Annotated in this window: 20 protein-coding genes; 11 read left to right on the forward strand and 9 right to left on the reverse strand. The window is 41.9% G+C overall.

The window, feature by feature from the left end; translation table 11 throughout:
* The first annotated feature begins 12 nt into the window (after nucleotides 1–12).
* Entirely contained in the window at nucleotides 13–2,199 is a 2,187-nt protein-coding gene (locus SNE25_RS05395; protein ID WP_321564068.1) for a S9 family peptidase, read from the forward strand.
* A 155-nt stretch (nucleotides 2,200–2,354) separates the two neighbouring features.
* On the opposite strand, the gene SNE25_RS05400 is transcribed toward SNE25_RS05395, so the two are convergent.
* A complete protein-coding gene (locus SNE25_RS05400) occupies nucleotides 2,355–2,774 on the reverse strand; it encodes a single-stranded DNA-binding protein (protein WP_321564069.1) in 420 nt (139 codons plus the stop codon).
* A 24-nt stretch (nucleotides 2,775–2,798) separates the two neighbouring features.
* Nucleotides 2,799–3,848, reverse strand: a complete 1,050-nt coding sequence (gene mutY / locus SNE25_RS05405; protein ID WP_321564070.1) for an A/G-specific adenine glycosylase — start codon at nucleotides 3,846–3,848, stop codon at nucleotides 2,799–2,801.
* A gap of 262 nt (nucleotides 3,849–4,110) precedes the next feature.
* Between mutY and SNE25_RS05410 the strand changes: the two genes are divergently transcribed.
* The 4 genes from SNE25_RS05410 (at nucleotide 4,111) to radA (ending at nucleotide 8,707) form a co-directional block, all read left to right on the forward strand.
* A complete protein-coding gene (locus SNE25_RS05410) occupies nucleotides 4,111–4,434 on the forward strand; it encodes an HU family DNA-binding protein (protein WP_456085500.1) in 324 nt (107 codons plus the stop codon).
* Between the two features lie 9 nt (nucleotides 4,435–4,443).
* Complete coding sequence (locus SNE25_RS05415; RefSeq protein ID WP_321564071.1) at nucleotides 4,444–5,292, forward strand: tetratricopeptide repeat protein; 849 nt, start codon at nucleotides 4,444–4,446, stop codon at nucleotides 5,290–5,292.
* 235 nt (nucleotides 5,293–5,527) lie between these two features.
* Nucleotides 5,528–7,078, forward strand: a complete 1,551-nt coding sequence (locus SNE25_RS05420) for an Rne/Rng family ribonuclease (RefSeq protein ID WP_321564072.1) — start codon at nucleotides 5,528–5,530, stop codon at nucleotides 7,076–7,078.
* 183 nt (nucleotides 7,079–7,261) lie between these two features.
* Nucleotides 7,262–8,707 (forward strand): DNA repair protein RadA, encoded by a 1,446-nt coding sequence (gene radA, locus SNE25_RS05425; protein WP_321564073.1) that lies wholly within the window; start codon nucleotides 7,262–7,264, stop codon nucleotides 8,705–8,707.
* A gap of 78 nt (nucleotides 8,708–8,785) precedes the next feature.
* Here the strand turns inward: radA and SNE25_RS05430 are convergent, their stop codons facing one another.
* A complete protein-coding gene (locus SNE25_RS05430; RefSeq protein ID WP_321564074.1) occupies nucleotides 8,786–10,168 on the reverse strand; it encodes an NHL domain-containing protein in 1,383 nt (460 codons plus the stop codon).
* A gap of 257 nt (nucleotides 10,169–10,425) precedes the next feature.
* Here SNE25_RS05430 and SNE25_RS05435 point away from each other — a divergent pair, with 257 nt between their 5' ends.
* Complete coding sequence (locus SNE25_RS05435) at nucleotides 10,426–10,890, forward strand: DUF4920 domain-containing protein (protein ID WP_321564075.1); 465 nt, start codon at nucleotides 10,426–10,428, stop codon at nucleotides 10,888–10,890.
* A 29-nt stretch (nucleotides 10,891–10,919) separates the two neighbouring features.
* Here the strand turns inward: SNE25_RS05435 and SNE25_RS05440 are convergent, their stop codons facing one another.
* The 3 genes from SNE25_RS05440 to carB all read right to left on the reverse strand — a co-directional run bounded on the left by SNE25_RS05440 (nucleotide 10,920) and on the right by carB (nucleotide 15,139).
* Nucleotides 10,920–11,402 (reverse strand): hypothetical protein, encoded by a 483-nt coding sequence (locus SNE25_RS05440; protein WP_321564076.1) that lies wholly within the window; start codon nucleotides 11,400–11,402, stop codon nucleotides 10,920–10,922.
* A gap of 127 nt (nucleotides 11,403–11,529) precedes the next feature.
* The gene (locus SNE25_RS05445; RefSeq protein WP_321564077.1) at nucleotides 11,530–12,219 is read right to left on the reverse strand and encodes a hypothetical protein; all 690 of its coding nucleotides are present in this window, start codon (nucleotides 12,217–12,219) and stop codon (nucleotides 11,530–11,532) included.
* Nucleotides 12,220–12,322: 103 nt separating this feature from the next.
* Nucleotides 12,323–15,139, reverse strand: coding sequence for a carbamoyl-phosphate synthase large subunit (gene carB / locus SNE25_RS05450; RefSeq protein ID WP_321564078.1), 2,817 nt, complete (start codon nucleotides 15,137–15,139; stop codon nucleotides 12,323–12,325).
* 413 nt (nucleotides 15,140–15,552) lie between these two features.
* Between carB and SNE25_RS05455 the strand changes: the two genes are divergently transcribed.
* A complete protein-coding gene (locus SNE25_RS05455) occupies nucleotides 15,553–16,080 on the forward strand; it encodes a hypothetical protein (RefSeq protein WP_321564079.1) in 528 nt (175 codons plus the stop codon).
* A gap of 10 nt (nucleotides 16,081–16,090) precedes the next feature.
* Here SNE25_RS05455 and panD read toward each other — a convergent pair whose 3' ends face one another.
* Together panD and panC are read right to left on the reverse strand one after the other, a co-directional pair.
* Entirely contained in the window at nucleotides 16,091–16,441 is a 351-nt protein-coding gene (panD, locus tag SNE25_RS05460; RefSeq protein WP_321564080.1) for an aspartate 1-decarboxylase, read from the reverse strand.
* Between the two features lie 112 nt (nucleotides 16,442–16,553).
* Nucleotides 16,554–17,390, reverse strand: coding sequence for a pantoate--beta-alanine ligase (gene panC, locus SNE25_RS05465; protein WP_321564081.1), 837 nt, complete (start codon nucleotides 17,388–17,390; stop codon nucleotides 16,554–16,556).
* A gap of 244 nt (nucleotides 17,391–17,634) precedes the next feature.
* Between panC and SNE25_RS05470 the strand changes: the two genes are divergently transcribed.
* From SNE25_RS05470 to glmS, 3 genes are all read left to right on the forward strand, one after another.
* Nucleotides 17,635–18,459: a glycogen/starch synthase gene (locus SNE25_RS05470; RefSeq protein ID WP_321564082.1), complete on the forward strand. Its 825-nt coding sequence runs from the start codon at nucleotides 17,635–17,637 to the stop codon at nucleotides 18,457–18,459.
* 15 nt (nucleotides 18,460–18,474) lie between these two features.
* Complete coding sequence (locus SNE25_RS05475; RefSeq protein ID WP_321564083.1) at nucleotides 18,475–19,872, forward strand: DUF4270 family protein; 1,398 nt, start codon at nucleotides 18,475–18,477, stop codon at nucleotides 19,870–19,872.
* 190 nt (nucleotides 19,873–20,062) lie between these two features.
* On the forward strand, nucleotides 20,063–21,898 hold the full coding sequence (glmS, locus tag SNE25_RS05480; protein WP_321564084.1) for a glutamine--fructose-6-phosphate transaminase (isomerizing): 1,836 nt from the start codon (nucleotides 20,063–20,065) through the stop codon (nucleotides 21,896–21,898).
* Between the two features lie 132 nt (nucleotides 21,899–22,030).
* Here glmS and SNE25_RS05485 read toward each other — a convergent pair whose 3' ends face one another.
* Entirely contained in the window at nucleotides 22,031–23,524 is a 1,494-nt protein-coding gene (locus tag SNE25_RS05485; RefSeq protein WP_321564085.1) for a catalase, read from the reverse strand.
* 85 nt (nucleotides 23,525–23,609) lie between these two features.
* Here SNE25_RS05485 and SNE25_RS05490 point away from each other — a divergent pair, with 85 nt between their 5' ends.
* Nucleotides 23,610–24,545, forward strand: coding sequence for a hydrogen peroxide-inducible genes activator (locus tag SNE25_RS05490; RefSeq protein WP_321564086.1), 936 nt, complete (start codon nucleotides 23,610–23,612; stop codon nucleotides 24,543–24,545).
* The last annotated feature ends 107 nt before the right edge of the window (nucleotides 24,546–24,652 follow it).

Raw genomic sequence — 24,652 nt, forward strand, 5'->3', positions numbered from 1 at the left:
AACATATTGTACATGAGATTTTTTCGTTCCGGATCATTATTCCTTACTGCCACATTGCTCATTTTGGGTATAGGTGTGGCTAAAGCACAGCGATTGCCAACGCATTGGACAGCGGATGGTTACCAATATTATAAAATTACAGATGACGGTATCAGGATATTGGATACCCGCGATACCAGTAAAAAAGCGATATGGATAAGCAAAGAAGCACTTACTCCACAAGGAAAGGCACCCATAGACATTAAAAGGTTTTCGGTATCAGCCAACGGACAAAAGGTGCTTATCAATACCAACACCAAAAAAGTATGGCGTTATGATACCCGTGGCGATTATTGGGTGTATGATACCTACAGCAAAAAGCTTTGGCAGTTGGGTAAAAGCCTGCCGGCATCATCGCTCATGTTTGCCAAATTTTCGCCTGATGGAGGTAAAGTTGCCTATGTAAGCGGGCACAACATTTATGTTGAAGACTTGGCAGATGGATCGGTTAAGCAGTTGACAACCGATGGTAATTCCAAGCTGATCAATGGAACGTTTGACTGGGCTTATGAAGAGGAGTTTGGCTGTCGCGATGGCTTCCGGTGGTCGCCCGATGGTAAGTCGATCGCCTATTGGCAAATTGATGCCAGTAAGATAAAGAGTTACCTGATGCTGAATACTACCGATTCTATTTATCCTTATGTGGTACCTGTAGAATATCCTGTTGCAGGCGAAAATCCAAGTTCATGTAAGGTAGGAGTTGTTGATATTAACACTGGCAAAACTAACTGGATAAACACTCCGGGCGATGAGGTGCAGCATTATATACCACGCATGGAGTGGACATCAAACTCTAACGAGATTATTCTGGAGCAGTTAAACCGGGCGCAAACCGAGAGCAAGGTATTTATTGGCAACGTTTCAAATGGTACTACCCGAATGATCCGCGATGAAAAAAGCAATGCCTGGATTGATGGAAAGGAACGCTGGAACGGAGGTGATCCAACCGGCTGGGAATGGATAAACAAGGGTAAAGATTTTTTATGGGTGAGCGAAAAAGATGGCTGGAAACATATTTACCGTATAAGCCGCGATGGTAAAGAAACCCTGGTAACCAAAGGGGAATATGATGTGATCAGCGTAAATTTAATTGATGAAGCATCCGGCTATATTTATTTTATGGCTTCGCCTGATAATGCTACTCAAAAATACCTGTACCGCATTAAAATTAGTGGCGGCACAAAGCCCGAACGTGTTTCGCCATTGGATGAGCCAGGAACCCACAGCTATGATATTTCACCAAATGGGAAGGTGGCATTGCATAATTTTTCTAACAGCTATACTCCTCCGGTAAGCGAGGTTGTAAGTTTACCAAACCATAAGCACATTGGCGGCAAAATAGTTGCGGTAAATAAGGATGCTCAAAACAAAACCGAATTTTTTAAGGTGAAAACAGTTGACGGCATTGAAATGGATGGCTGGATGAAAAAGCCCACTAATTTTGATCCGCATAAAAAATACCCGGTTGTATTTATAGTTTATGGCGAGCCGGCAGGGCAAACGGTCACTGATGCATGGGGAGCGGGCATTAACAGGCTGTATGCGGGCAGTATGGCCAACGATGGGTATATTTATATGTCGGTAGAGGGGCGTGGCGCACCGGCGCCGAAAGGCACGGCCTGGCGTAAGGCAATTTACAAAAATATAGGCATTGTTAACATTCGCGATCAGGCGATGGCGGCTAAAGAAATACTGAAATGGCCATTTGTTGATTCAACCCGCATAGCTGTTCATGGTTGGAGCGGGGGCGGGTCATCAACACTTAACCTCATGTTCCAGTACCCTGATATTTATAAAACCGGGATAGCAGTGGCGGCAGTAGGCGACCAGCTAACGTATGATAATATTTATCAGGAGCGTTACATGGGCGTGCCGGTTGATGCAGATGGGCGTGCTGCGTTCATCAAAGGTTCGCCGGTTACTTATGCTAAAAACCTGCGGGGTAACCTGTTATACATTCACGGTACCGGTGATGATAATGTGCATTATAAAAATGCCGAAGAGCTGATCAACGAATTGGTAAAGTATAATCGCCAGTTTGAGTTGATGTCGTATCCTAACCGTACGCATAGTATCTCTGAAGGTGAGGGTACAAATTTGCACCTGAAAACATTATTTACCCGTTACCTGAAAGAGCATTGCCCGCCGGGTGGCAGATAAGCTTGTATTTTATAATTTAAAAAGCCTGTATTGACGTCAGCAATACAGGCTTTTATTGAATAGTATCACGTACTCATTAGTAGATAATACAAAAAGCCTCCGGCAAATACAATACCGGCAGGCTTTTTTATGATCTTGGTTTAGTAAGGCTCTTATCAATAGGCTGTATCCTGATTAGTTGTATTATCTAAATAATTAAGCTGATCTTCGGGTTTGGCAATTTGCCGTGTATCATGCTCAAAATCGCTTTTGCGGCCAAGCATGGTAAAGTTTTCGGCCACTACCTCGGTAGTATATTTTTTAATACCCTCTTTATCTTCAAATGAACGGGTACGCAATTTCCCTTCAATATAAACCAGTTTGCCTTTTTGTAAAAATTTGGCCGCCATATCTGCCAATCCCCGCCACATCACAATGTTATGCCATTCGGTTTGTTCAATTTTACGGCCATCTTTATTATAGGTTTCAGAGGTAGCTAATGGAAAACTGGTAACTGATACTCCCCCTTCTAAATTTCTCACTTCGGGATCCTTGCCCAAATGGCCTACAAGTATTACTTTATTTATTCCAGACATGCCATAAATTAACGAAAAATTATTTTACAAATTAAAAATATTTTTTATTAATATAAAAATAGCCTTTGGAAGTGCCAGACTGTGGAGGTTTTCAACTGTTGTGTAAAACCAGTTTACTTCTAATTTAATCGGTTTTGTTTCTGTTTTTATCAATCGGATATACAGGCGCTGATGGGTAAGGATATGTTTTTGTACCGGTGCCGCCTGGCTGGTTATTTTAATTTCAGGACCAAAAATTTCATGTGCCGCAGACAAATTGAGCAGTTCGTTTAATGGTAATAGTGAGGAGGTTTCAATCAACGGGAGGTCGTACATATTGGCCCAGATATCTTTGTCGCCTCGTTTATTCATTAACAGGGTGTCGCCATCGGTCACTAAAAAATAATTTAAAAAGCGTTCGCGCACCTTCACTGTTTTTAATTTAACAGGCAGCGCCGTGGTTGCATTAGTTGTAAATGCCACACAACTGGTATGCACTGGGCAAATACCACAGGCCGGATTTTTGGGTTTGCATAACATGGCTCCAAATTCCATCATGACCTGGTTATGCAACGCTGGGTTTTTCTTATTAAGCAAATTGTTTGCAAGTTCCTGGAAGTTTCTTTTACCTGCGGGGGAATTAATAGGTTCATAAATGCCAAAGAAGCGGGCAAGCACCCTGTATACATTGCCATCAACAACAGCTTTGGCCTCATTAGCCGAAAAAGATGCTATGGCCGCGGCTGTATATTCGCCTATACCTTTGAGTTTAATGAGATCATCATATTTTTCGGGAAACTTACCATGATATTGCTCTTCAACCAATCGGGCTGTTTTCAACATGTTACGCCCGCGTGAGTAGTAACCCAGGCCCTGCCATAGTTTAAGAACCTCATCCTCATTAGCGGCCGCGAAACTACTCACATCGGGATATTTCTCAACAAACCGGTAAAAGTAAGGCAGGCCCTGTTCCACGCGGGTTTGTTGTAAAATAATTTCAGATAGCCATATAATGTAAGCGTCGGTAGTATTGCGCCAGGGCAGGTCGCGTTTATTCTGAAGGTACCATTGTACCAGTTCGTCGGTAAAATTCATTGTGTAAATTTACGAAGGGTTAGACGTTTTTATTGCACAACATTTATCTGCTAAATTTGGGCTGTTTGAAAGGGGGAAATGCAGGTGTTTTATCTGTAAAATTTAAGGGTTGCACATTTTAACTTTTACTTTTCATTTTTAGCATTTTAGCCTATACTTTGTAACGATAATGTACGTTTTACGTACTGAATAAAAAAAAACATACAAATATTTCGCTCTTAAAATATAAAGCGATACTTTTGCAACCCCAAAACAGTTAAGTATTTATATATTAAATAAAAGTAAATCAGATATGACTAAGGCAGAAATTATAACTGAAATCTCATCTAAGACAGGTATAGAGAAAGTAGACGTGCAAGAAACAGTTGAGGCATTTTTTAAAGTAGTTAAAAGCTCAATGGTTGGCGGCGAGAACGTTTATGTAAGAGGATTCGGAAGTTTTGTTGTAAAGAAAAGAGCAAAAAAGACAGCACGTAACATTTCAAAGAATACTGCCATCATTATTCCCGAGCATTTTGTACCAAGCTTTAAGCCAGCTAAAACTTTTGTTGAAAAAGTAAAAACTGGTAACAAAGCAAGCAAATAATTTATAGGCATGAATATAAAGCAAATAGTCGTTAGTGTAGTAGTTGTTACTATTATAGGCTGTTTGTACTTGTTGCCTGTTAAGGGTTTAATAAAAGCCAAAGAAGGATCAAAGGCCGATAAAGCAAACGTAATGCCGGCAAAGCGCAATGCTGCTGCCGTAACGGTTGATATGGTATCTGCAACTGCTAAAGCTGCAATTGGGGCAGCATTAACAGCCAAGATAAATGACCTTGAAGGGCAATTAAAAAACGCATCAGGTGCTGACGAGCAAAAATTGCAAAAGCAATTGGCCAGTCAGTGGGATGATGTTAACCAACCTGCTCCCGCAGCATTTTATTATCAGGCCATGGCCCGTAAAGAAAATAAGCTGGAGGATTGGTTAAATGCTGGTAACCGTTTTAATGATGCTTACAAACTTACACAAGACACTTTAACCCAGCCTGCGTTTGTTGCAAACGCGGCTGAGGCTTTTCAAAGTGCCCTGAAACTACAACCCGAAAGCCTGGAGGGGAAAACTGGGTTAGGCATAGCTTATGTAAATGGCGCCGCCGGACCCATGCAAGGTATTGCTTTATTGCTTGAAGTAGTTAAAAAAGATCCGAAAAACTGGAACGCAAACCTTAACCTGGGTATGTTTGCCATGAAATCGGGTCAGTACGAAAAAGCTGTAGGCAGGTTTAAAACATTACTTGAACAGAAGCAGGAACTGGAGCCAACATTTTATCTGGCCGAAAGCTATAAGCAACTGGGCATGAAAAAGGAAGCTATAAACGCTTACCAAAAATGTAAAGAAATGATGCCCGATCCTGTATTTGGGCAGCGCATTGATGAATACATCAAAGAGTTAAAGAATTAATCACACATTAAAAATTATTATTATGCCGAGCGGTAAAAAACGTAAAAGACACAAAATGGCTACCCACAAACGCAAAAAGCGTTTAAGAAAAAACAGACATAAAAAGAAATAAGCTGCTTTATAAAAGCAGCTTACCTGCTTTTTTATAAAGCGGGTAACTTTAGTAGTAGTAGTAGTGTTTTTTTACCCACTTATTAACACGCGGTTTTTACCGTTTTAAGAAATGGAGTAGCAGTTGATAAAAGAATTAATTATCGATTCATCCCCAAACGGGGCTACCATTGCATTATTACAGGACAAACAACTCGTAGAACTTCATAAAGAGCAGGTCAGCAACAATTATACTGTTGGTGATATTTACCTCGGGCGTATAAAGAAGATTATGCCCAGTTTAAATGCAGCCTTTGTAGACGTTGGCTACGAGAAGGATGCCTTTTTGCATTATCTTGACCTTGGCCCGCAGGTACAAAGCCTGCTTAAGTTAACCAAGCAAGTACGTAGCGGGGGATACCAATCGAAGCTTTTGGACGGCTTTAAGCTCGAAGGCGATATCAATAAGGGAGGAAAGATCTCTGAGATATTGTCAAAAAACCAGCTTATTCCGGTACAAATAGCTAAGGAACCTATATCAACCAAAGGACCACGCTTAAGCTCTGATCTTTCAATTGCCGGCCGGTATGTGGTATTAGTACCATTTTCGGAGGCTATCTCTATTTCTAAAAAAATAAAGAGCAATACAGAGCGGAATCGTTTACGGAAGGTTGTTGAAAGCATTAAGCCAAAGCATTTTGGCGTTATTATTCGTACTGTATCCGAAGGTAAGGGTGTTGAAGAGTTGCAGAAAGATCTGCTTGATCTGATATCTAAATGGGAAGCATTTATAACCAAACTACCATCTGTTGAACCATCAAAGAAGGTTTTGGGCGAAATTGGGCGTACATCCACTATCCTGAGGGATATACTGAACCCCGATTTTCAGCATATTTATGTAAATGATAACAGTATGTTCGAAGAAATTCGGTCATACATCCATGAAATATCGCCTGATATGGAAAGTATAGTCCGTATGCACAAGCATAAGGAACCTATATTTGAACATTTTGGCGTTGACAAGCAAATTAAAGGCGCTTTTGGCAAAACAGTTAATCTTGCCGGTGGTGCTTACCTGGTAATTGAACATACCGAAGCATTGCACGTTATTGACGTTAACAGCGGCAATCGTACAGCAAGTAAGGAAAACCAGGAAGAGAATGCCTACCAGGTAAATAAAGAAGCGGCGAAGGAAATTGCCCGTCAGTTGCGCCTGCGCGATATGGGCGGTATCGTAGTGATCGATTTTATCGATATGCACAAGCCGCAGAATCGGAAAGAACTGTTTGATTTTCTGCGTACCGAAATGCAGTACGATAGGGCAAAACATACCATTTTACCTCCAAGTAAATTTGGTTTGGTGCAAATTACACGGCAGCGTGTAAGGCCCGAAATGAACATTGTTACCAGTGAAGTATGCCCAACCTGTAATGGTACAGGTACCATCAGGCCAACTATTTTGCTGATGGATGATATTGAGAATAACTTCAATTATATTTTGGATGAGCAAAATGAAAAAGGGATAACCCTCAGTGTACACCCTTACATTGAAGCCTACATCAAAAAAGGTATCTACAACCGCCAGATGAAGTGGTTTGTAAAATACGGACAGTGGATAAAGGTTAAAAGCAATCCTGCTTACCAGATCACCGAGTTTCGTTTCTTCACATCCAAAGACGAAGAAATAAAACTGTAAAGGAATTTAATTTGCAGCCATGCAGATTGCAAATGAGCAGATGTTTTAATGAGCATCTGCTCATTTTGTTTTAAAGCGGTAAGTATTATACATACATAATTGCTAATTTAATTAGTATTTAATCAATTCTTTTCCAATTAAATCTGCATATTTGCACATCTGAAATCTGCACATCTGATAACAATGGCTAAATCCAAAATCGCGTATTTTTGTCAAAGCTGTGGCTTTGAATCGGCTAAATGGCTGGGTAAATGCCCTTCATGTCAGCAATGGAATACTTTTGTAGAAGAAATTATTGACAAAGGGAACAACGCAGCAGTACCAACCTGGAAGGTGACATCGAATACGCAGCAGCGTGCTAATAAACCCGTACAGGTGGCTGATATTACTTTCAGCGAAGAGCACCGAATGTTAACTCCTGATAAGGAATTTAACCGTGTATTAGGAGGCGGCATCGTAGCAGGTTCACTGGTGCTTATTGGCGGTGAGCCGGGTATCGGCAAGTCAACCCTAATGTTGCAATTGGCGCTCAATATGCCTAAAATTAAAGTATTGTATGTATCGGGAGAGGAGAGCGAACGCCAGATTAAAATGCGGGCAGAGCGATTGGTGCCCGAGGCAGTTAACAGCCGATCACAAACCTTAAATAGCAGTTCAGAAATTGGCAGCTCCTGCTATATTCTTTGTGAAACATCAACCCAAAACATATTTAAGCAGATAGAGGCCCTGGAGCCTGATCTGATAGTGATCGATTCGATACAAACGCTGCATTCATCACATATTGAATCAACACCGGGTAGCGTATCGCAGGTGCGCGAATGTACTGCCGAAATGCTGCGTTTTGCCAAAGAAACCTCTACTCCTGTATTCTTGATTGGTCATATTACCAAGGATGGGATGATTGCCGGCCCCAAAATCCTGGAGCATATGGTTGATACCGTTTTACAGTTTGAAGGCGACAGGCACCATGTTTACCGTATATTACGCACGGTAAAAAATCGGTTTGGCTCGGCATCTGAACTGGGTATTTACGAAATGCTGGGCGAGGGACTGCGGGAAGTATCCAACCCATCAGAAATATTATTATCGCAGCGCGATGAGCCATTGAGTGGTATTACCATTTCAACTACTTTAGAAGGGATGCGCCCTATGCTTATTGAAACACAGGCATTGGTGAGTACATCGGCCTATGGCACTCCACAACGTACCGCTACCGGCTTTGATACTAAACGGATGAGTATGCTGCTGGCTGTTTTAGAAAAACGCTGCGGTTTCAGGCTGGGGGCAAAGGATGTGTTTTTAAATATAACCGGAGGCATTAGGGTGGAGGACCCGGCCATCGATCTGGGGTTGGCTGCAGCCATTATCTCATCGCATGAGGATATGCCTGTTCCTTTTAAAACTTGTTTCGCGGGCGAGATAGGCTTATCGGGCGAGATCAGGGCGGTAAACCGCGTAGAGCAACGCATTGCCGAAGCACAAAAGCTCGGTTTTAACCAAATTTTTATATCCAAATACAACCTTCCATCAGGAGGGCAGGACAAGAAACGGATGGATCTTTCGCGCTATGATATCGATATAAAGATAGTAAGCAGTATTGAAGAGGTTTTCGGCTTGCTGTTTGGATAGCTTATCCACAAAATAAAAGACCCCTGCCTGCAACATGGAATGCAAGCAAGGGCTTTTACATTATTCACAGGTTAAATCTTATATGCCTGATGGCGGTGTTACTTTGCGTATACGATTGTTATTGCTGTCTGCCACCCATATATTGCCGCTGGCATCAACAACTATGCCCTGCGGAGAGTTAAACAGCGCGCTGGCTCCCTGCCCATCGGCAAAACCCGGCGAAGTAACATTGCCAGCTAACGAAAGTAAAACCTTATTGGTGTTTATTTCCAATACACGGCCGCTTTGGTCGCTTATAAACAAGTTCCCTTTAGCATCAATAGTAACGGCAGCCGGATTTCCAACTAACGCGGTTTGTTTAGGCCCGCCCACAACTGTGGTAACTACTCCTGCTGTGGTTATTTTACGTATGGCATTATTCAGTAGATCGGATATATATATATTCCCCTGGGCATCAAGAGCAACGCCACTTGGACGGTTAAACTGAGCGCTGGTAGCGGTGGCGTTATCAGTATAGCCGGCTGTTGTACTGCCGGCTACAGTTGTTACCGCACCCGCCGCTGTAACTTTACGGATAAGGTTGTTCCCGCGGTCGGCTACATATATATTACCCTGGGCATCTATAGCCAGGCCGCATGGACTGTTAAAGGTGGCATTGGCACCAGTTCCGTTAGTGTAACCTGCATCACCACTTCCAGCAAGTGTACTTACCACGCCAGCTGCTGATATTTTACGGATCATGTTGTTACCCAAATCGGCAATATAGAGATTGCCGGTAGCATCGGCTACGATGCTTTGAGGTGCGTAGAATTTGGCGCTGGCTATAGGGCCGTCTAAATACCCGATACTGCCGGTACCTGTTAACGTGGTAACAACGCCAGCCGGCGTAATTTTCCTTATAGCGCTGTTGAAGGAGTCGGCAACGTATAAGTTCCCGCTGGCATCAAGGGTTAATCCCTGCGGGCTGTTAAAGGAGGCGCCGGTACCTGTGCCATCAATAAAGCCTGTGGAGGCGCTACCCGCAAGCGTACTTACCATACCAACAGCCGCCGACAGATCGGCACTGGTAGTAAATTGTATGGTATTGCCGTAGCCAGTACCCGTAACGTTGGTGGCATAGGCCCTTAAATAGTAAGTGGTTTTTGGACTCAGTCCCGTAATTTTGCTGGTAAATCCCAGTTGGTTAACCGTATCGGTAGTTTTAGAGTCGGCTATACTGGGAGTTTGATTGGTTGTGCTCCAGCATACACCATAACCTGTTATTCCCTCGGTAAGGGTTTCTGTAATAAGGCCGCCGCTGTAGGCGGTTGTACCGGCAGCATTAATGGTAACATCGGTTGTTGTTAAAACCGGAATGGTTCCCGGAGTAACTGTGCCGCCTTTATTACATCCGGTAACAATAAAAATTACTGCCAATAAGAATACGAAATGTGAAACTGCTTTAGTTAAGGTTTTGTTCATGTGAGTTAGTAGTTTTAAGTGTACTTGTAAGCACTTCAATAACTACATACGGTATTGTATATTATTTCGCTACAAGCCATTTTAACAATACTTAACACGTTTTAACACTCCTTAACAAATAAGCGAATATGCGCTTAATTTATACTTAAAAAATAGTTCTTTAAGTTAAAAATGGCCTTTGATTTGAGTATGACAACCGTTTAAATAACGATCAACTTTTTGCCGTGGTGGTTGTTATGTTTTAATAAGCTACACTTATGAAAATATTCGCTTCAATAGTTTTGCTGATAATTTCAACATCAGCCCTGGCACAAAAAAAAGAGCCATTGCCGCATGGCGTAGTTTTCGGGCAAAAACCAAATACAAGGGCCATGATGGGTGCTGATAAGTTAGAAGCCTTTATGGGAAAAAAAACAAGGATCAGTACAACCATAGCAGGTAAGGTAGTTAAAGTAACCCGCGAAAAAGGAGGATGGTTTGAGTTAGACGCCGGAGCCGGCAAAGTGATAGCCGCTCATTTTAAAGATTATAATATAACCATACCTGCCGACATGGCCGGGCGTACCGTAATTATAGAAGGGGTGGCCGCAAAACAATTTATAGCCGACGATCTGCAGCATATGGCCGGTGATACGGTTATTGGCAAAAAGCAACACAAGGTTAAAACCGATGCCAAAAGAAAGGTCACATTTGAAGTAAAGGGATTAATGGTTGATAAATAAAGCGTCAACCACCAAACGAAGCTTAGGATTTATCTATACAGTTTATTGAATGAAAAGCTATAAATCAGCCTTATGCCAACTATAGGAGAATCTTTATTGTAATTATTGTTCAGATAATCTCCGTGGATATTAATATCAAAAGTTTGTCGGTGATCTATTAATAGCATGAACCCTATACCTGCCACTGCGCCTGCACCGCCATAATCTGCATTATGATAAGCAAAACCGCCAAGTGAACCATATATAACAGGGCTAAAATAATACCTGCCCGCAAGGCCAGCATAAAATATATAGGGTTCTTCTATACCAACTGAAGGCGTAAGACTTACAGATTTATATAGTTTAATTTCCCCCTGAAACACACCTCCTGGTCCGGCGCCGTTTTCATTGGAATGGTTAATACCTAAACCAAGCCCTATAGCGTTTTTGGCCTGGGCATTTGCAAATTTTACACTGCACATAAAGCAGCCGATAACTAATATAAGTTTTAAAGTTTTTTGCAGGATGTTCATAGGTTTTGCAATTTACCAAATACCGGTAAAAATTAATGCAAAACATTTTGAGATAAAACTAACTATTGTTAAAAAGAAACGGTCATCCATGTAGTATGGATGACCGTTTATATTATTGTAGGTTTTATTAAAATCTGGTATCGCGGGTTAACAAGGATGGCTCCACGTAAAGTTCAGCAGCAAACTGTTCTTTTACTTTTTGCGCTATTTCGGTCCTGTTTATGGTAGCAGCATCGCGTTTACATCTAATATGGTGTTCTTTGGCAACTTTTTCGGCGAGGTCGCCAAGTGTTTTTACTTTGAGTTCTTTACCAAATTTGCCGGCAAGCAGTAAGCCTGTGGCTGCTACCATTAACCCTACAAACGCCATTACCGGCTCAAAAAAGAAACCAGCCAATGAGGCAGCCAAAACAAACACAAATGCACCTACTACGCCTTGTTTTGGCTGCAGGAGGTTAAGCTGAAAACCTATTTCCTTTTCAATTTCGGCAATAACCTCAATGCGGTTGTCGCGGGGAAAAATAGCTGATAGTTTGGTTTGGGGTTTTATTAACTCTTTTGGCGGAGAAATAGTAGCGTTAATGGCGTTACGTATTTTATAAAACGCCTGTTGAGTGGTACAGCTATCATTATTGGTTTGCTTTACCTTTTCAACAACAATGTCACAAAGTTTGCCGAAGGTTTTAACATTTTTACAGGATGTATCGTCTAAACGGATGTTAAATGATTTTTCAATTTTTACAAGAACATCACCTATCTCTACAGGATCAACCTTATTGAGGTTGAAAGCCCGCCCACTATTCGAATTAACTTTCAATCTATACTAACTTAGTTCAACAATAATTTACCTGTAGCTGAGGTTACAGGTAAATGTCATTCAGACATTAAACTGCGGGTGCGCTTTAATGTTTTAATAATTTTTATTTGCTCAGGTACATTGATTTCTCTTTGTACAGATGTCTAAAATATGGGTCCTGAAGGTTAGGTATAAAGCGTATTGCTTCACCTGTCGACTTCATTTCAGGGCCAAGTTCCTTGTTTACTTCCGGGAATTTATCAAAGGAGAACACAGGCTCCTTAATGGCATAACCCCATAGCTTACGTTCAATGGTAAAGTCTTTCAGCTTGTTTGCTTCGAGCATTACCTTGGTAGCTATATTAATGTAAGGTACATCATAGGCTTTTGCAATAAAAGGAACCGTACGCGATGCACGCGGATTGGCCTCAATTACATATACCTGGTCGTTTTTAACAGCAAACTGGATGTTAAGCAAGCCGCGCACGTTTAATGCTTTGGCTATTTTAACGGTGTATTCTTCCATTTGGCTTATCACATTGTCTGACAGGTCAAACGGTGGCAGTACTGAGAACGAATCGCCGGAGTGGATACCTGCGGGTTCAATATGCTCCATCATGCCAATAATATGTACATCATCGCCGTCGCTGATCGAGTCGGTCTCGGTTTCAGCAGCACGGTCAAGGAAGTGGTCAATCAATACGCGGTTGCCCGGAAGGTTGCGTAACAAGCTTACCACGGCTTTCTCCAGATCCTCGTCATTAATCACAATGCTCATGCCCTGGCCACCTAATACATAACTTGGGCGTACCAATACCGGATAACCTACGTGATGGGCTACTTCAAGCGCTTCTTCGGCGCTTTCGGCAACGCCGTATTTAGGGTAAGGGATATCAAGGTCTTTCAACAGGTCTGAGAAACGGCCGCGGTCTTCGGCAATATCCATATCGTCAAATGAAGTGCCGATGATCCTGATGCCATGCTCATGCATTTTTTCGGCCATCTTCAGGGCGGTTTGTCCGCCAAGCTGAACAATTACACCGTAAGGTTTTTCCAGCTCAATAATCTCGCGAACATGCTCCCAGTATACCGGCTCAAAATACAGCTTGTCGGCCATGTTAAAGTCGGTTGATACCGTTTCTGGGTTGCAGTTTACCATAATGGCTTCGTAGCCCGCCTCTTTGGCGGCTAATAAACCATGTACGCAGCTGTAATCAAACTCAATGCCCTGGCCAATACGGTTAGGGCCCGATCCTAATACAATTATTTTCTTTTTATCAGACGAGATAGATTCGTTCTCGCCCTCGTAAGTAGAGTAGTAGTAAGGTGTTTTTGCCGGGAACTCCGCAGCACAGGTATCAACCATTTTGTAAACACGGTTAATGCCCAGGGCTTTGCGGCGCTGGTAAACATCCTCTTCGGTAACGTTGCCCAGTATATAGGCTATCTGGGTATCTGAGAAACCTTTTTGCTTAAGGTTGTAGAAGAAATCTTCAGGAATGTTAGTTAGTGAATAGCGGCGCAGTTCGTTCTCAAGGTTTACCACATCCATGATCTGGTTCAGAAACCAACGGTCAATTTTGGTAACTTTTCTTACCGATTCAATAGGAACTCCCAGGCTTAGCGCGTCATACACGTGGAAAAGCCTATCCCAGCTTGGATGCTCCAGGCTGTGCATAATATCTTCCAGGTTACGGCTCTGACGGCCGTCGGCCCCTAAACCGGCGCGGCCTATCTCTAAACTCTGACAGGCTTTTTGCAGCGCTTCAATAAAGCTGCGGCCAATGCCCATTACTTCGCCTACCGATTTCATCTGAAGGCCCAGCTCACGGTTGGCGCCTTTAAACTTATCAAAATTCCAGCGGGGTATTTTAACGATCACGTAGTCCAAAGTAGGCTCAAAATACGCCGAAGTGGTTTTGGTGATCTGATTTTCAATTTCATCAAGATTATAACCTATTGCAAGCTTGGCGGCAATTTTAGCGATAGGGTAACCTGTTGCTTTTGATGCCAGTGCCGATGAGCGTGATACACGCGGATTGATTTCAATAGCGATAATGCTTTCATCGGCCGGGTTTACCGAAAACTGTACGTTACAGCCGCCGGCAAAGTTACCGATGGCGCGCATCATACGGATGGCCTGATTACGCATATCCTGATAGCAACGGTCGCTCAGGGTCATGGCCGGGGCAACGGTGATCGAGTCGCCGGTATGGATACCCATTGGGTCAAAGTTTTCGATAGAACAGATGATAATCACGTTGTCGTTATTATCACGCAACAGCTCCAGTTCATATTCCTTCCAGCCTAATACAGCCTGCTCCACCAAAACCTCATGGGTTGGCGATGCCTGCAGACCTCGGCTTAAAGCAGCATCAAATTCTTCTTTTTTATGTACAAAGCCTGCACCTTTACCACCTAGGGTATAGCTTGGGCGAATAACCAGCGGGAAGCCGATTTCCTGAGCGCCTTCTTTACCTTCTAAAAAAGAGTTGGCAATTTTTGATTTAGCTACACCTACACCAATATCAACCATTAACTGGCGAAAAGCTTCACGGTTTTCGGTTTTTTCGATGGCATCTAAATCAACGCCAACAATCCTGACACCGTATTTCTCCCAGATGCCACGCTCTGCTACACTAATGCAAAGGTTAAGCGCTGTCTGGCCACCCATAGTAGGCAGTACGGCATCAATCTGTTGTTCCTGTAATATTTTCTCAATACTTTCAGGTTCAAGGGGCAGCAGGTAAACGTGATCAGCAATAACCTTATCCGTCATGATGGTGGCGGGGTTACTGTTGATGATGGAAACGCTGATACCTTCTTCTTTAAGGGAAAGGGCGGCTTGTGAGCCGGCATAATCAAATTCGCAGGCCTGGCCAATAATGATGGGGCCGGAGCCAATTATGAGAACGGATTTGATGGAATTATCTTTGGGCATAGGGCTTTTTTTAAGTCAAAAGTTCTAAGTCAAAAGTTAAAGGCTTTTTAAGGGCCCGTAAACGATTTTTCCTATGCACTGAAGGCGAGAAATCCCGACCTCAGTGTCGGGGTGCAAAGATATGGTTTTGTTAAACTTTTTTGGCTATTTTTTTATAAAATTTTAGAAACCTTTTTTGGTTGGTTATTATACCGCCTTATGAAGGCTAAAATGGTATTTTAATTGCAAAAAATGTAATTTTAAATATTATCAAAACAAAAGGTCAAAACCCCCATGATCCACTTGTTTTTTATATGATTTCAAAAATAAATCAATCATAAGCTGAATTATATTGAGCTTATTTCCTTAAATTACACTAATAAATCTGTTAAACCTGTATTTGCAGATAAAGGATAACCACCTGAATTAATACGATGAAGAAGCTTCCTTTTATTCTGATTTCAATTGCCTTGTTTTTAGGTAGTTGTGCTATGATGCAAACCATTGTGAAGTCAACCTTTCCCTACACGGCAACCGTGTCTATCCCGGCATCGGCAAAAGTAGGGGAGCCTGCAACAGCTTTGAGCACAGCAAATAGCTTTGATCAAGACTTTACTAAAGACGGCAACAACGCAGGCAAGATAAGTGAGGTTCGTATGATATCGGCCAGGTTGGAATCAAAAGATCCATCTAATTATAATATTGGTAATATAGTTTCTTTAAGGGTATATATGGCAAAGGCCGACGGAAGTGATGAAGTACTGGTAGCCGTGCGTAAGGATATTACACCAACAGTTGGAAACAGCATTGTGCTTGATATTGATAACTCACATTTTTTGGATGATTTGGTTCGGCAGGAAAGCGTGCGCATCAGGATGGTTTACCTGCTGCGTAAAGCAAATGATGTTGATGTTAGCTTAAAAGTAACACTGGGTATAGGCGCTTATCCACGTAACCGATAATATTGGCTGTTTATTTGATCAGCTTATTATCTGCGTCAGGGAACACCAATATAGGTTCATAAGAACGTGCTTCTTCAGCTTCCATATAGGCGTATGACATAATGATCACGATATCGCCTACCTGGGCCAAGCGGGCCGTTGCACCATTAAGGCAAACGGTACCGGTGCCTCGTTCGCCTTTTATTACATAGGTTTCAAAGCGGGCGCCGTTATTATTGTTTACAATCTGCACCTTCTCGTTGGGGATGATATTGGCCTCCTCAATCAGGTCCTCGTCAATTGTAATACTGCCCACGTAATTCAGTTCGGCCTGTGTTATCTTAACCCTATGAATTTTGGACTTCAATACTTCAATAATCATGGCGCAAAGTTAGGAATATTTAATAGTAGGTGAAAGGATAAAGGTTAAGGGTAAAAGGTTTGTTTTTAATTTTTACTTTTCGTCCCGGGCCTGGTCTTTTACATTTCGCCTTTTACCCCCGCTCCATCAACATATTATCTATCAGTCTTGTTTTGCCGGCGCGGGCGGCAACCAGTGCAACTATGTTTTGAGTAGTGGCAGTGGCTGTATGCAGGGTTTCGCCGTCAACAATTTCAAAGTATTCCGGTTCAATACCTGGCTGGTTGTTTAACATTTGTTCGGCCTGTTGTTTTATCACCGGTATATTGCCTGCATCAAAATTGTTTTTAACCCAATTTAATGTTTTGGAAAGTATTAGTGCGTTTTTACGGTCTTCGGGAGTTAAATGGATATTCCGGGAGCTCATGGCCAGGCCGTCGCTTTCCCGCTGAATAGGACACATCACCAGCTTAACGGGTAAATTCAGCAGTTGAACCATTTTGCTGATCACCAGAAATTGCTGATAATCCTTTTGGCCAAAAAAGGCAACATCAGGCTTAATTATATTAAACAATTTGTATACTACCTGAGTAACCCCCTGGTAATGTCCGGGTCTGAACTCGCCTTCAAGCAAATGTTCCAGATCGCCTATATCTAAATGCCATTTTTCATTATCATCATATATTTCATTAACCGGCGGATTAAACAAAATATCGCAGCCAACCTGCTCCAGCATGCTGATGTCGGCAGCTATAGGGCGGGGGTATTTTTCAAGGTCTTTGGGGTCGTTAAACTGGGTGGGATTAACAAAAATGCTGCATATAACCTCGGTGCTGCTTTGCTGCGCCTGTTTAATTAATGATATATGCCCCGGATGCAGAGCGCCCATGGTGGCTACTAAGCCAACCACTTTGCCGTCTTTATTGGCAAAATACCCGGCTATTTCTTTTTTAGTAGTAAATATTTTCATTGAAAATAATTTGCCTTTTAATAAGCGCTGAGGCTATTGCAAGGATCTTTAATTTGATTTTTTTATGGGCGGCAATCTATAAAGTTTTCTGTGTAACAGCGTTTACAAATTTGGGCAAAGGTGTACATTTGCTTAAAAAATACCAAAAGTTACTTGCACAATTCGTTGACAGTTCATATAATAATGCTTATATTTGCAGACTCAAATTTTTTGACTTCTTTACATATTTAATACTGATTAAGTGATGGGTAAATCTAAGCTTTTGTTTATAACTCATGAAATGTCTCCCTTTCTCGAACTCACAAAAATTGCTGAAATAACACGCCAACTTCCGCAGGCTATGCAGGAGAAAGGTTACGAGATCCGTATCCTTATGCCGCGTTTTGGTAATATTAATGAGCGCAGGAACAGACTTCATGAAGTGATCCGCTTATCGGGTATGAACATCATTATTAACGATAATGATAACCCGTTGATCATTAAAGTAGCATCTATCCCGGCGGCGCGTATGCAGGTGTATTTTTTAGATAATGAAGAATATTTTCAGCGTAAACATGTTTTTGGCGATAAAGACGGTAAATTTTATGCCGATAATGATGAACGGATGATTTTCTTTTGCAAAGGTGCATTAGAAACTGTAAAAAAATTAGGATGGGCTCCTGATATTATTCACTGCCACGGCTGGATGAGTTCATTGGTGCCTGCTTATTTAAAAACTACCTATAAAGACGATCCGACATTTAAAAACTCAAAGATCATTTACTCTATTTATGAGAACGATTTCAAGGAGAAAATGAACGGGGAGTTCACACGTAAGGCTATCATGAGTAATATGACCGAGCAGCATGTTGAAGCCTATAAAGAAGGCACTAATTCAGCACTGTATGCCGGCGCTATTCAATATTCTGACGGAATAGTTTTGGGCAGCGAGAATGTAGCTGCAGATGTGTTAAATAATGTTAAAAACAGCAATAAATCGGTTTTAGAATTCGATTCTACCGCAGATTTCGAAAATTATTACAATTTTTACGACGAAATTACCAACGACGAATTGGTGCATGTTGCATAATCTTTAATATTATATATGAAATTTTTAAGATTAGACTTATTGACACTGTTAATAAGTCTTTTTATTTTTAATAGTTGTAAACGGCAGGATGGGATTGGTTTAGGTATTGATCCCTCGAACGAGATTAACGGAAGCTTAATTGTTGATTCAAACGTTGTAATTAATACCGTAGCAGAAGACTCTGTAGTAACATCTGCGCTTGCAAAAACACCTCTTGGTAATTTTAACGACCCTGATTTTGGAACAACCATATCAAACGTTGCCCTGGGGATTTCTTTACCAAATGATGCTGCTTATACGGTGCCCGCAGGTACTGTAACTATTGACTCGGCCGTATTGGTTTTACGTTATGCCGATGGTTTTTATGGCGATTCTGTCGCCACTCGTTATGTTGCCAATGTTTACCAGCTGCAGGAAAAAGCAAATGCCCAAACCTATTATAATACCAAGCGCTGGCAAGCTAACCTGGGGAACATATTGGGTACGAAAACATTTACTGCCCGTACACATGATAGTGTAACCATAGTTAATATTCGCGATGCCAAAGTTGATACCGTTCAAAAAGTAGGACCGCAGCTGCGTATACCGTTCAGCAAAAAGTTTATTTATGATAACCTGTTTAACGCAACGGGCTCGCAATTAGCATCAACCCTGCTTTTCCAAAACGCGGTGAAGGGTTTATATGTTTCGTTAGACAAGGCTCAACCATCTGATGCGGGTGGTATTATTCAGCTTGCGCTTGACTCGTCACGTATTGATGTGTTTTATAAAGCTGTAAACGGGGCCACTATTGATACTGCTTCTGTTACATTGCCTTTTGTATCGCATAGCGCCTCTATATCGCATACTTACACGACAACCATTCAGGCATCTTTAAATGATAAAACCAATTCACAAAATGTTTTTTATTTACAAGGGCTTGCAGGCTTAAGAGCCAAAGTAAGCTTCCCTGATCTGAGTAAATTTAATCCCGATTCTATTGTGTTAAACCGGGCCGAATTGGTTATTTCGCCGCAGCCGGGTTCAGGTATACCTTACGCGCCAACACCGAAGTTAACAATGTACCAGTTGGATATTGCCCACCAGCGTACCTATTTACAGGATGCCACTGAAACCGACCCGCGTTCGCAGGTTGGCGTATTTGGCGGGGGGTACAGTAAAACCCGTAAAGAATATCACTTTTTAGTAACTGCTTATATTCAGGATCTGATACGTAAAAAAACGAAAGATTATGGTACATATATAGCGCCCGTTGACACTACTGATGTGACCACCGGAAGTTCGGGTACCACGCTTCTTTCGAGCATTGCCCCAAGTGCGCAGGTAGCAGCCCGTACCATAGCAGTTGGAAGCGACAAAAATTCGCCTTACCACATTAAGTTAAATATTATTTACACAAGGGTACGTAAGTAAAAAGAACCTTTAATTAAATAAAAAGAATCCCCGATAAGGGGATTTTTTATTTAAGCGAATTATACTTCTTAAAATTTATTTTTAAGTAGGTAAAAACTCTGCCTTTTTCGCAAAAAATCAAAATAATTAGCTATGATTTGTGTTATATAGCTAATTATTTTTGCTCCATTTACATCATATTAAATTTATTATGTGCGGAATTGTAGGTTATATAGGTTACCGGGATGCTTATCCAATAGTTATAAAAGGGCTTCATCGTTTAGAATATCGTGGCTATGACAGTGCCGGAATAGCGCTGTTAGATCAGGAGCTCAGAGTGTATAAAAAAGCAGGCAAGGTTGATGATCTTGAAAAGTTTGTTAAAGGTGTTGATGTTAAGGGAACCATAGGTATGGGGCATACCCGCTGGGCAACACATGGCGAACCAAGCGACAGAAACTCTCACCCGCATTCATCGGGGAACCGTAAACTTACCATTATACACAATGGTATTATCGAAAATTATGGGGTAATTAAGGAGACATTGCTGGCCAAGGGGCATGTTTTTAAAAGCGATACCGATACCGAGGTTTTAATTCATCTGATTGAAGATATACAGCAGCAGGGCGGACTTGATCTGCGTGATGCGGTAAGGGTGGCGCTCAATAAGGTCATAGGCGCTTATGCTATTGTAATTATGAGCGAGGACGAGCCCGATCAGTTAATAGCTGCCAGGAAGGGCAGCCCGATGGTTATAGGCGTAGGTAAGGGCGAATATTTTATAGCATCAGATGCTACACCCATTGTAGAGTACACTAAAAATGTGATCTATTTAAATGATAACGAGATTGCCTATATACACCGCGATAACCTGCTGATTAAAAATATCGACAACTCGGTTCAAACCCCATATATACATGAACTCGACCTGAAGCTGGAGATGCTTGAAAAAGGTGGTTATGATCACTTTATGCTCAAAGAAATATATGAGCAACCACGATCTATCCGCGATTGTCTGCGTGGCCGTATTTATCCGAGGGAAGGCAAGGTTCAATTAGGCGGTATAAAAGAATATACCGAAAAGCTAAAAAATGTCGATCGCATCATTATCATTGCCTGCGGAACCTCATGGCATGCAGGTTTGGTTGGCGAATATCTGATAGAAGAGTATGCCCGTGTGCCGGTTGAGGTGGAGTACGCTTCTGAGTTTAGGTACCGCAATCCTATTATCACCGAAAAGGACCTGGTAATAGCAATATCCCAATCGGGTGAAACTGCCGACACCATGGCCGCTATCGAGCTGGCAAAGGAAAAGGGCGCTACTATTTTTGGCGTTTGCAATGTGGTAGGCGCATCCATCCCACGTACTACACACGCAGGGGTTTATACTCATGCCGGCCCTGAAATTGGTGTAGCTTCAACAAAGGCCTTTACCGCGCAGGTTAGCGTATTAACGCTCATTGCTTTTTATATTGCACAGCAGCGTGGTAAAATAACACAAAGCAAGCTGGTTGAGTATTTAACCGGATTAAACGAAATTCCGCAGCTGGTTGAAGAGGCTTTAAAATCAAACGAGCATGTTAAAGCTATAGCTGCAAAATTTAAAGATTCTACTAATTGCCTGTTCCTGGGTAGGGGAAGTTCCTTTCCTGTAGCGCTTGAGGGGGCTTTAAAGCTTAAGGAGATATCATACATACACGCCGAAGGTTACCCTGCTGCCGAGATGAAACACGGCCCCATTGCCTTAATTGATGATGAAATGCCTGTGGTGTTCATAGCAACGCAGCACTCCTCGTATGAAAAGGTGATCAGCAATATTCAGGAAGTAAAGGCACGTAAGGGGCATGTAATTGCCATTGTTACCGAGGGTGATACCGAAGTGCGTAACATGGCCGACTATGTAATTGAGATACCACAAACCAATGAGGCTTTTGTGCCTTTGGTTGCAACGATACCGCTCCAGTTGCTGGCTTACCACATAGCCGTTATGCGTGGCTGTAATGTTGACCAGCCGCGTAACCTGGCCAAATCAGTTACGGTGGAATAGGGATGAGGTTTTGAATTGTGAGTTTTGAGCAATGAGTTTTCACAAAAAAAGGTCCGGACTTTATAGCCCTGACCTTTTCGATTTATATGCGTTGTAAAGAACTCACTACTCTCCACTCACCATTCACTAAGCTCAAGCGGGCATTTGTTTCATGGTTTCATTCAGGTCGAGCTCAAGGCCTTTCGCTATAGCCATACCCAGGTTAATATCAGCCCTGAACCAATGGCATAGCTGGCGGTTTACTATCTGGTCTTTTTTAGGCCCGTCAATGCCGCTCATAGAGTTTACTATGTTGTTAATCAGGTCCTGCTTGGCTTGTGCATCCATTAATCGGTATAAGTTACCTGGCTGGGTATAATGATCGTTTTCGCCTTCAGCGTTACGGTCGTACCAGTCGGCAACCGAGTTACCTAAATCCCAGGCCGGTTCTTTATAGCTCTGGTCGGCTTCAATATTATCAAAGCTGTTTGGGTAATAATTAGGACCCGAACCATGATTGCCATCAACACGCATCTGGCCATCCCTTTCGTAATTGCTTACCATATAAGGGCATTTGTTTACCGGAATCTGCTCATAATTACCACCTAAACGATAACGGTGCGCGTCAGGATATGAAAGTATCCGGCCTTGCAGCATTTTATCGGGCGAGTAACCAATGCCATCAATAACATGAGCAGGCGCAAAAGCAGCTTGCTCCACATGCGCAAAATAATTGTCGGGATTTTGGTTTAATTCCATTACTCCTACATCAATTAGCGGATAATCGGCATGGGGCCATACTTTAGTAAGGTCAAATGGATTGATATGATATGTTTTGGCATCGGCTTCGGGCATTACCTGTATTTTCATGGCCCATTTAGGGAAATCGCCGTTATCAATGTGGGTCAGCAGGTCATGTTGTGCAAAATCAGGCGCTTTACCACGCATTTCTCCTGCTTCGGCGTCGGTGAAGTTTTTAATTCCCTGTTGGGTCTTAAAATGAAATTTTACCCAAAACCTTTCATTATTCGCATTAATAAAAGAGAAGGTATGGCTTCCGAAACCGTCCATGTGACGATAGCCGTACGGTGTACCCCTGTCACTCATTACGATCATAACCTGGTGAAGGCTTTCGGGGTTTAGTGACCAAAAATCCCACATCATAGTGGCGCTTTTGCAATTGGTGTATGGATCGCGCTTTTGGGTATGTATAAAGTCGCTGAATTTTTTAGGATCTTTTATAAAGAAAACAGGTGTGTTATTGCCCACTAAATCCCAGTTGCCGTCTTCGGTGTAAAACTTTATGGCAAAACCCCTTGGATCACGTTCCGTATCAGCCGATCCTTTTTCGCCGCCTACAGTTGAGAAACGGATAAATAGTTTGGTCTCTTTATCAATAGTACTAAATATTTTAGCCCTGGTATATTTTGAAATGTCATGTGTAATGGTAAGCTTGCCGTAAGCGCCCGATCCTTTTGCATGCACAACACGCTCTGGTATACGCTCACGGTTAAAATGGGCCATTTTTTCATGGAGTATAAAGTCCTGTAACAAGATAGGCCCCCGTGGCCCTACGGTTTGCGAATTTTCATGCTCCACATAGGGGATGCCGGAAGCAGTGGTTAGTTTCTTCTTATTAGTTTCCATAGTAATTAATTTCTTACTCAAACTTCACAATAATATTTTAATAGAAAAAATCAATAATTGTTATATTTGAATAGAATTTATCTATATGACAATTACGCAGCTTGAATATATTGTAGCCGTTGATACTTACAGGAGTTTTGTACTTGCGGCTGAAAAATGCTTTGTTACGCAACCAACCCTAAGCATGCAGGTACAGAAGCTTGAAGATACACTGGGGGTAAAAATATTTGACCGCAGCAAGCAGCCGGTAACACCCACCGAAATTGGAATTGAGATAATAACACAGGCTCGCATTATGCTGTCGGAAAGTGAAAAAATAAAGGAGATTATTACCGACAGGCAAAAAGAACTATCGGGCGAGTTAAGGGTAGGTATCATACCCACTGTGGCGCCTTATATTTTGCCTAAGATTATACGGGGTTTTATTGAAAGATATCCGCAGGTAAAACTGATAGTTTGGGAGCAAACTACCGAAGAAATAGTACAGCAATTAAAGTTGGGTATGATCGATTGCGGCATATTATCAACTCCGCTGCATGAAAGCTCGCTGACTGAGATTCCTGTTTTTTATGAAAACTTTGTGGCTTATGTATCTAAAAACAGCAAACTCTCCAAAAAGAAGAATATTGTACCGGATGATATTGATATGGAAGAGATCTGGATACTGAATGAAGGGCATTGTATGCGCGAGCAGGTTTTAAACATTTGCCAGCGGCGTAAATCAACTAAAGGTTTTCAGCATTTTGAATATAATACCGGTAGTGTTGAAACGCTAAAGCGCATGGTTGACCAAAACAGTGGAGCCACTGTTTTACCAGAACTCGCCCTGGCCGACCTGAGCGACAAACAGCTTGACAAGGTGCGTTACTTTAAATCGCCAGAGCCAGCCCGAGAGGTAAGCATTGTAATACAGCGTAATTTTTTAAAACGACGTCTGATAGAGGCCCTAAAAAATGAGATACTTGAATTTGTACCCAAACGAATGAAAAGTAAGAAGAAAAAAGAGGTGATAGATATTTAGTGGTCTTTAAATTGTTTTAGCAAGTCATTTTTAATTTTGCTTCCTTGTTTATAATTATTCCAAATAATTTGGATTGTAAGAGTTTTGTCTTATTTTTGGCCATTATT

Source organism: Mucilaginibacter sabulilitoris (assembly GCF_034262375.1).
In the GTDB taxonomy this organism is placed as follows: Bacteria; Bacteroidota; Bacteroidia; order Sphingobacteriales; family Sphingobacteriaceae; genus Mucilaginibacter; species Mucilaginibacter sabulilitoris.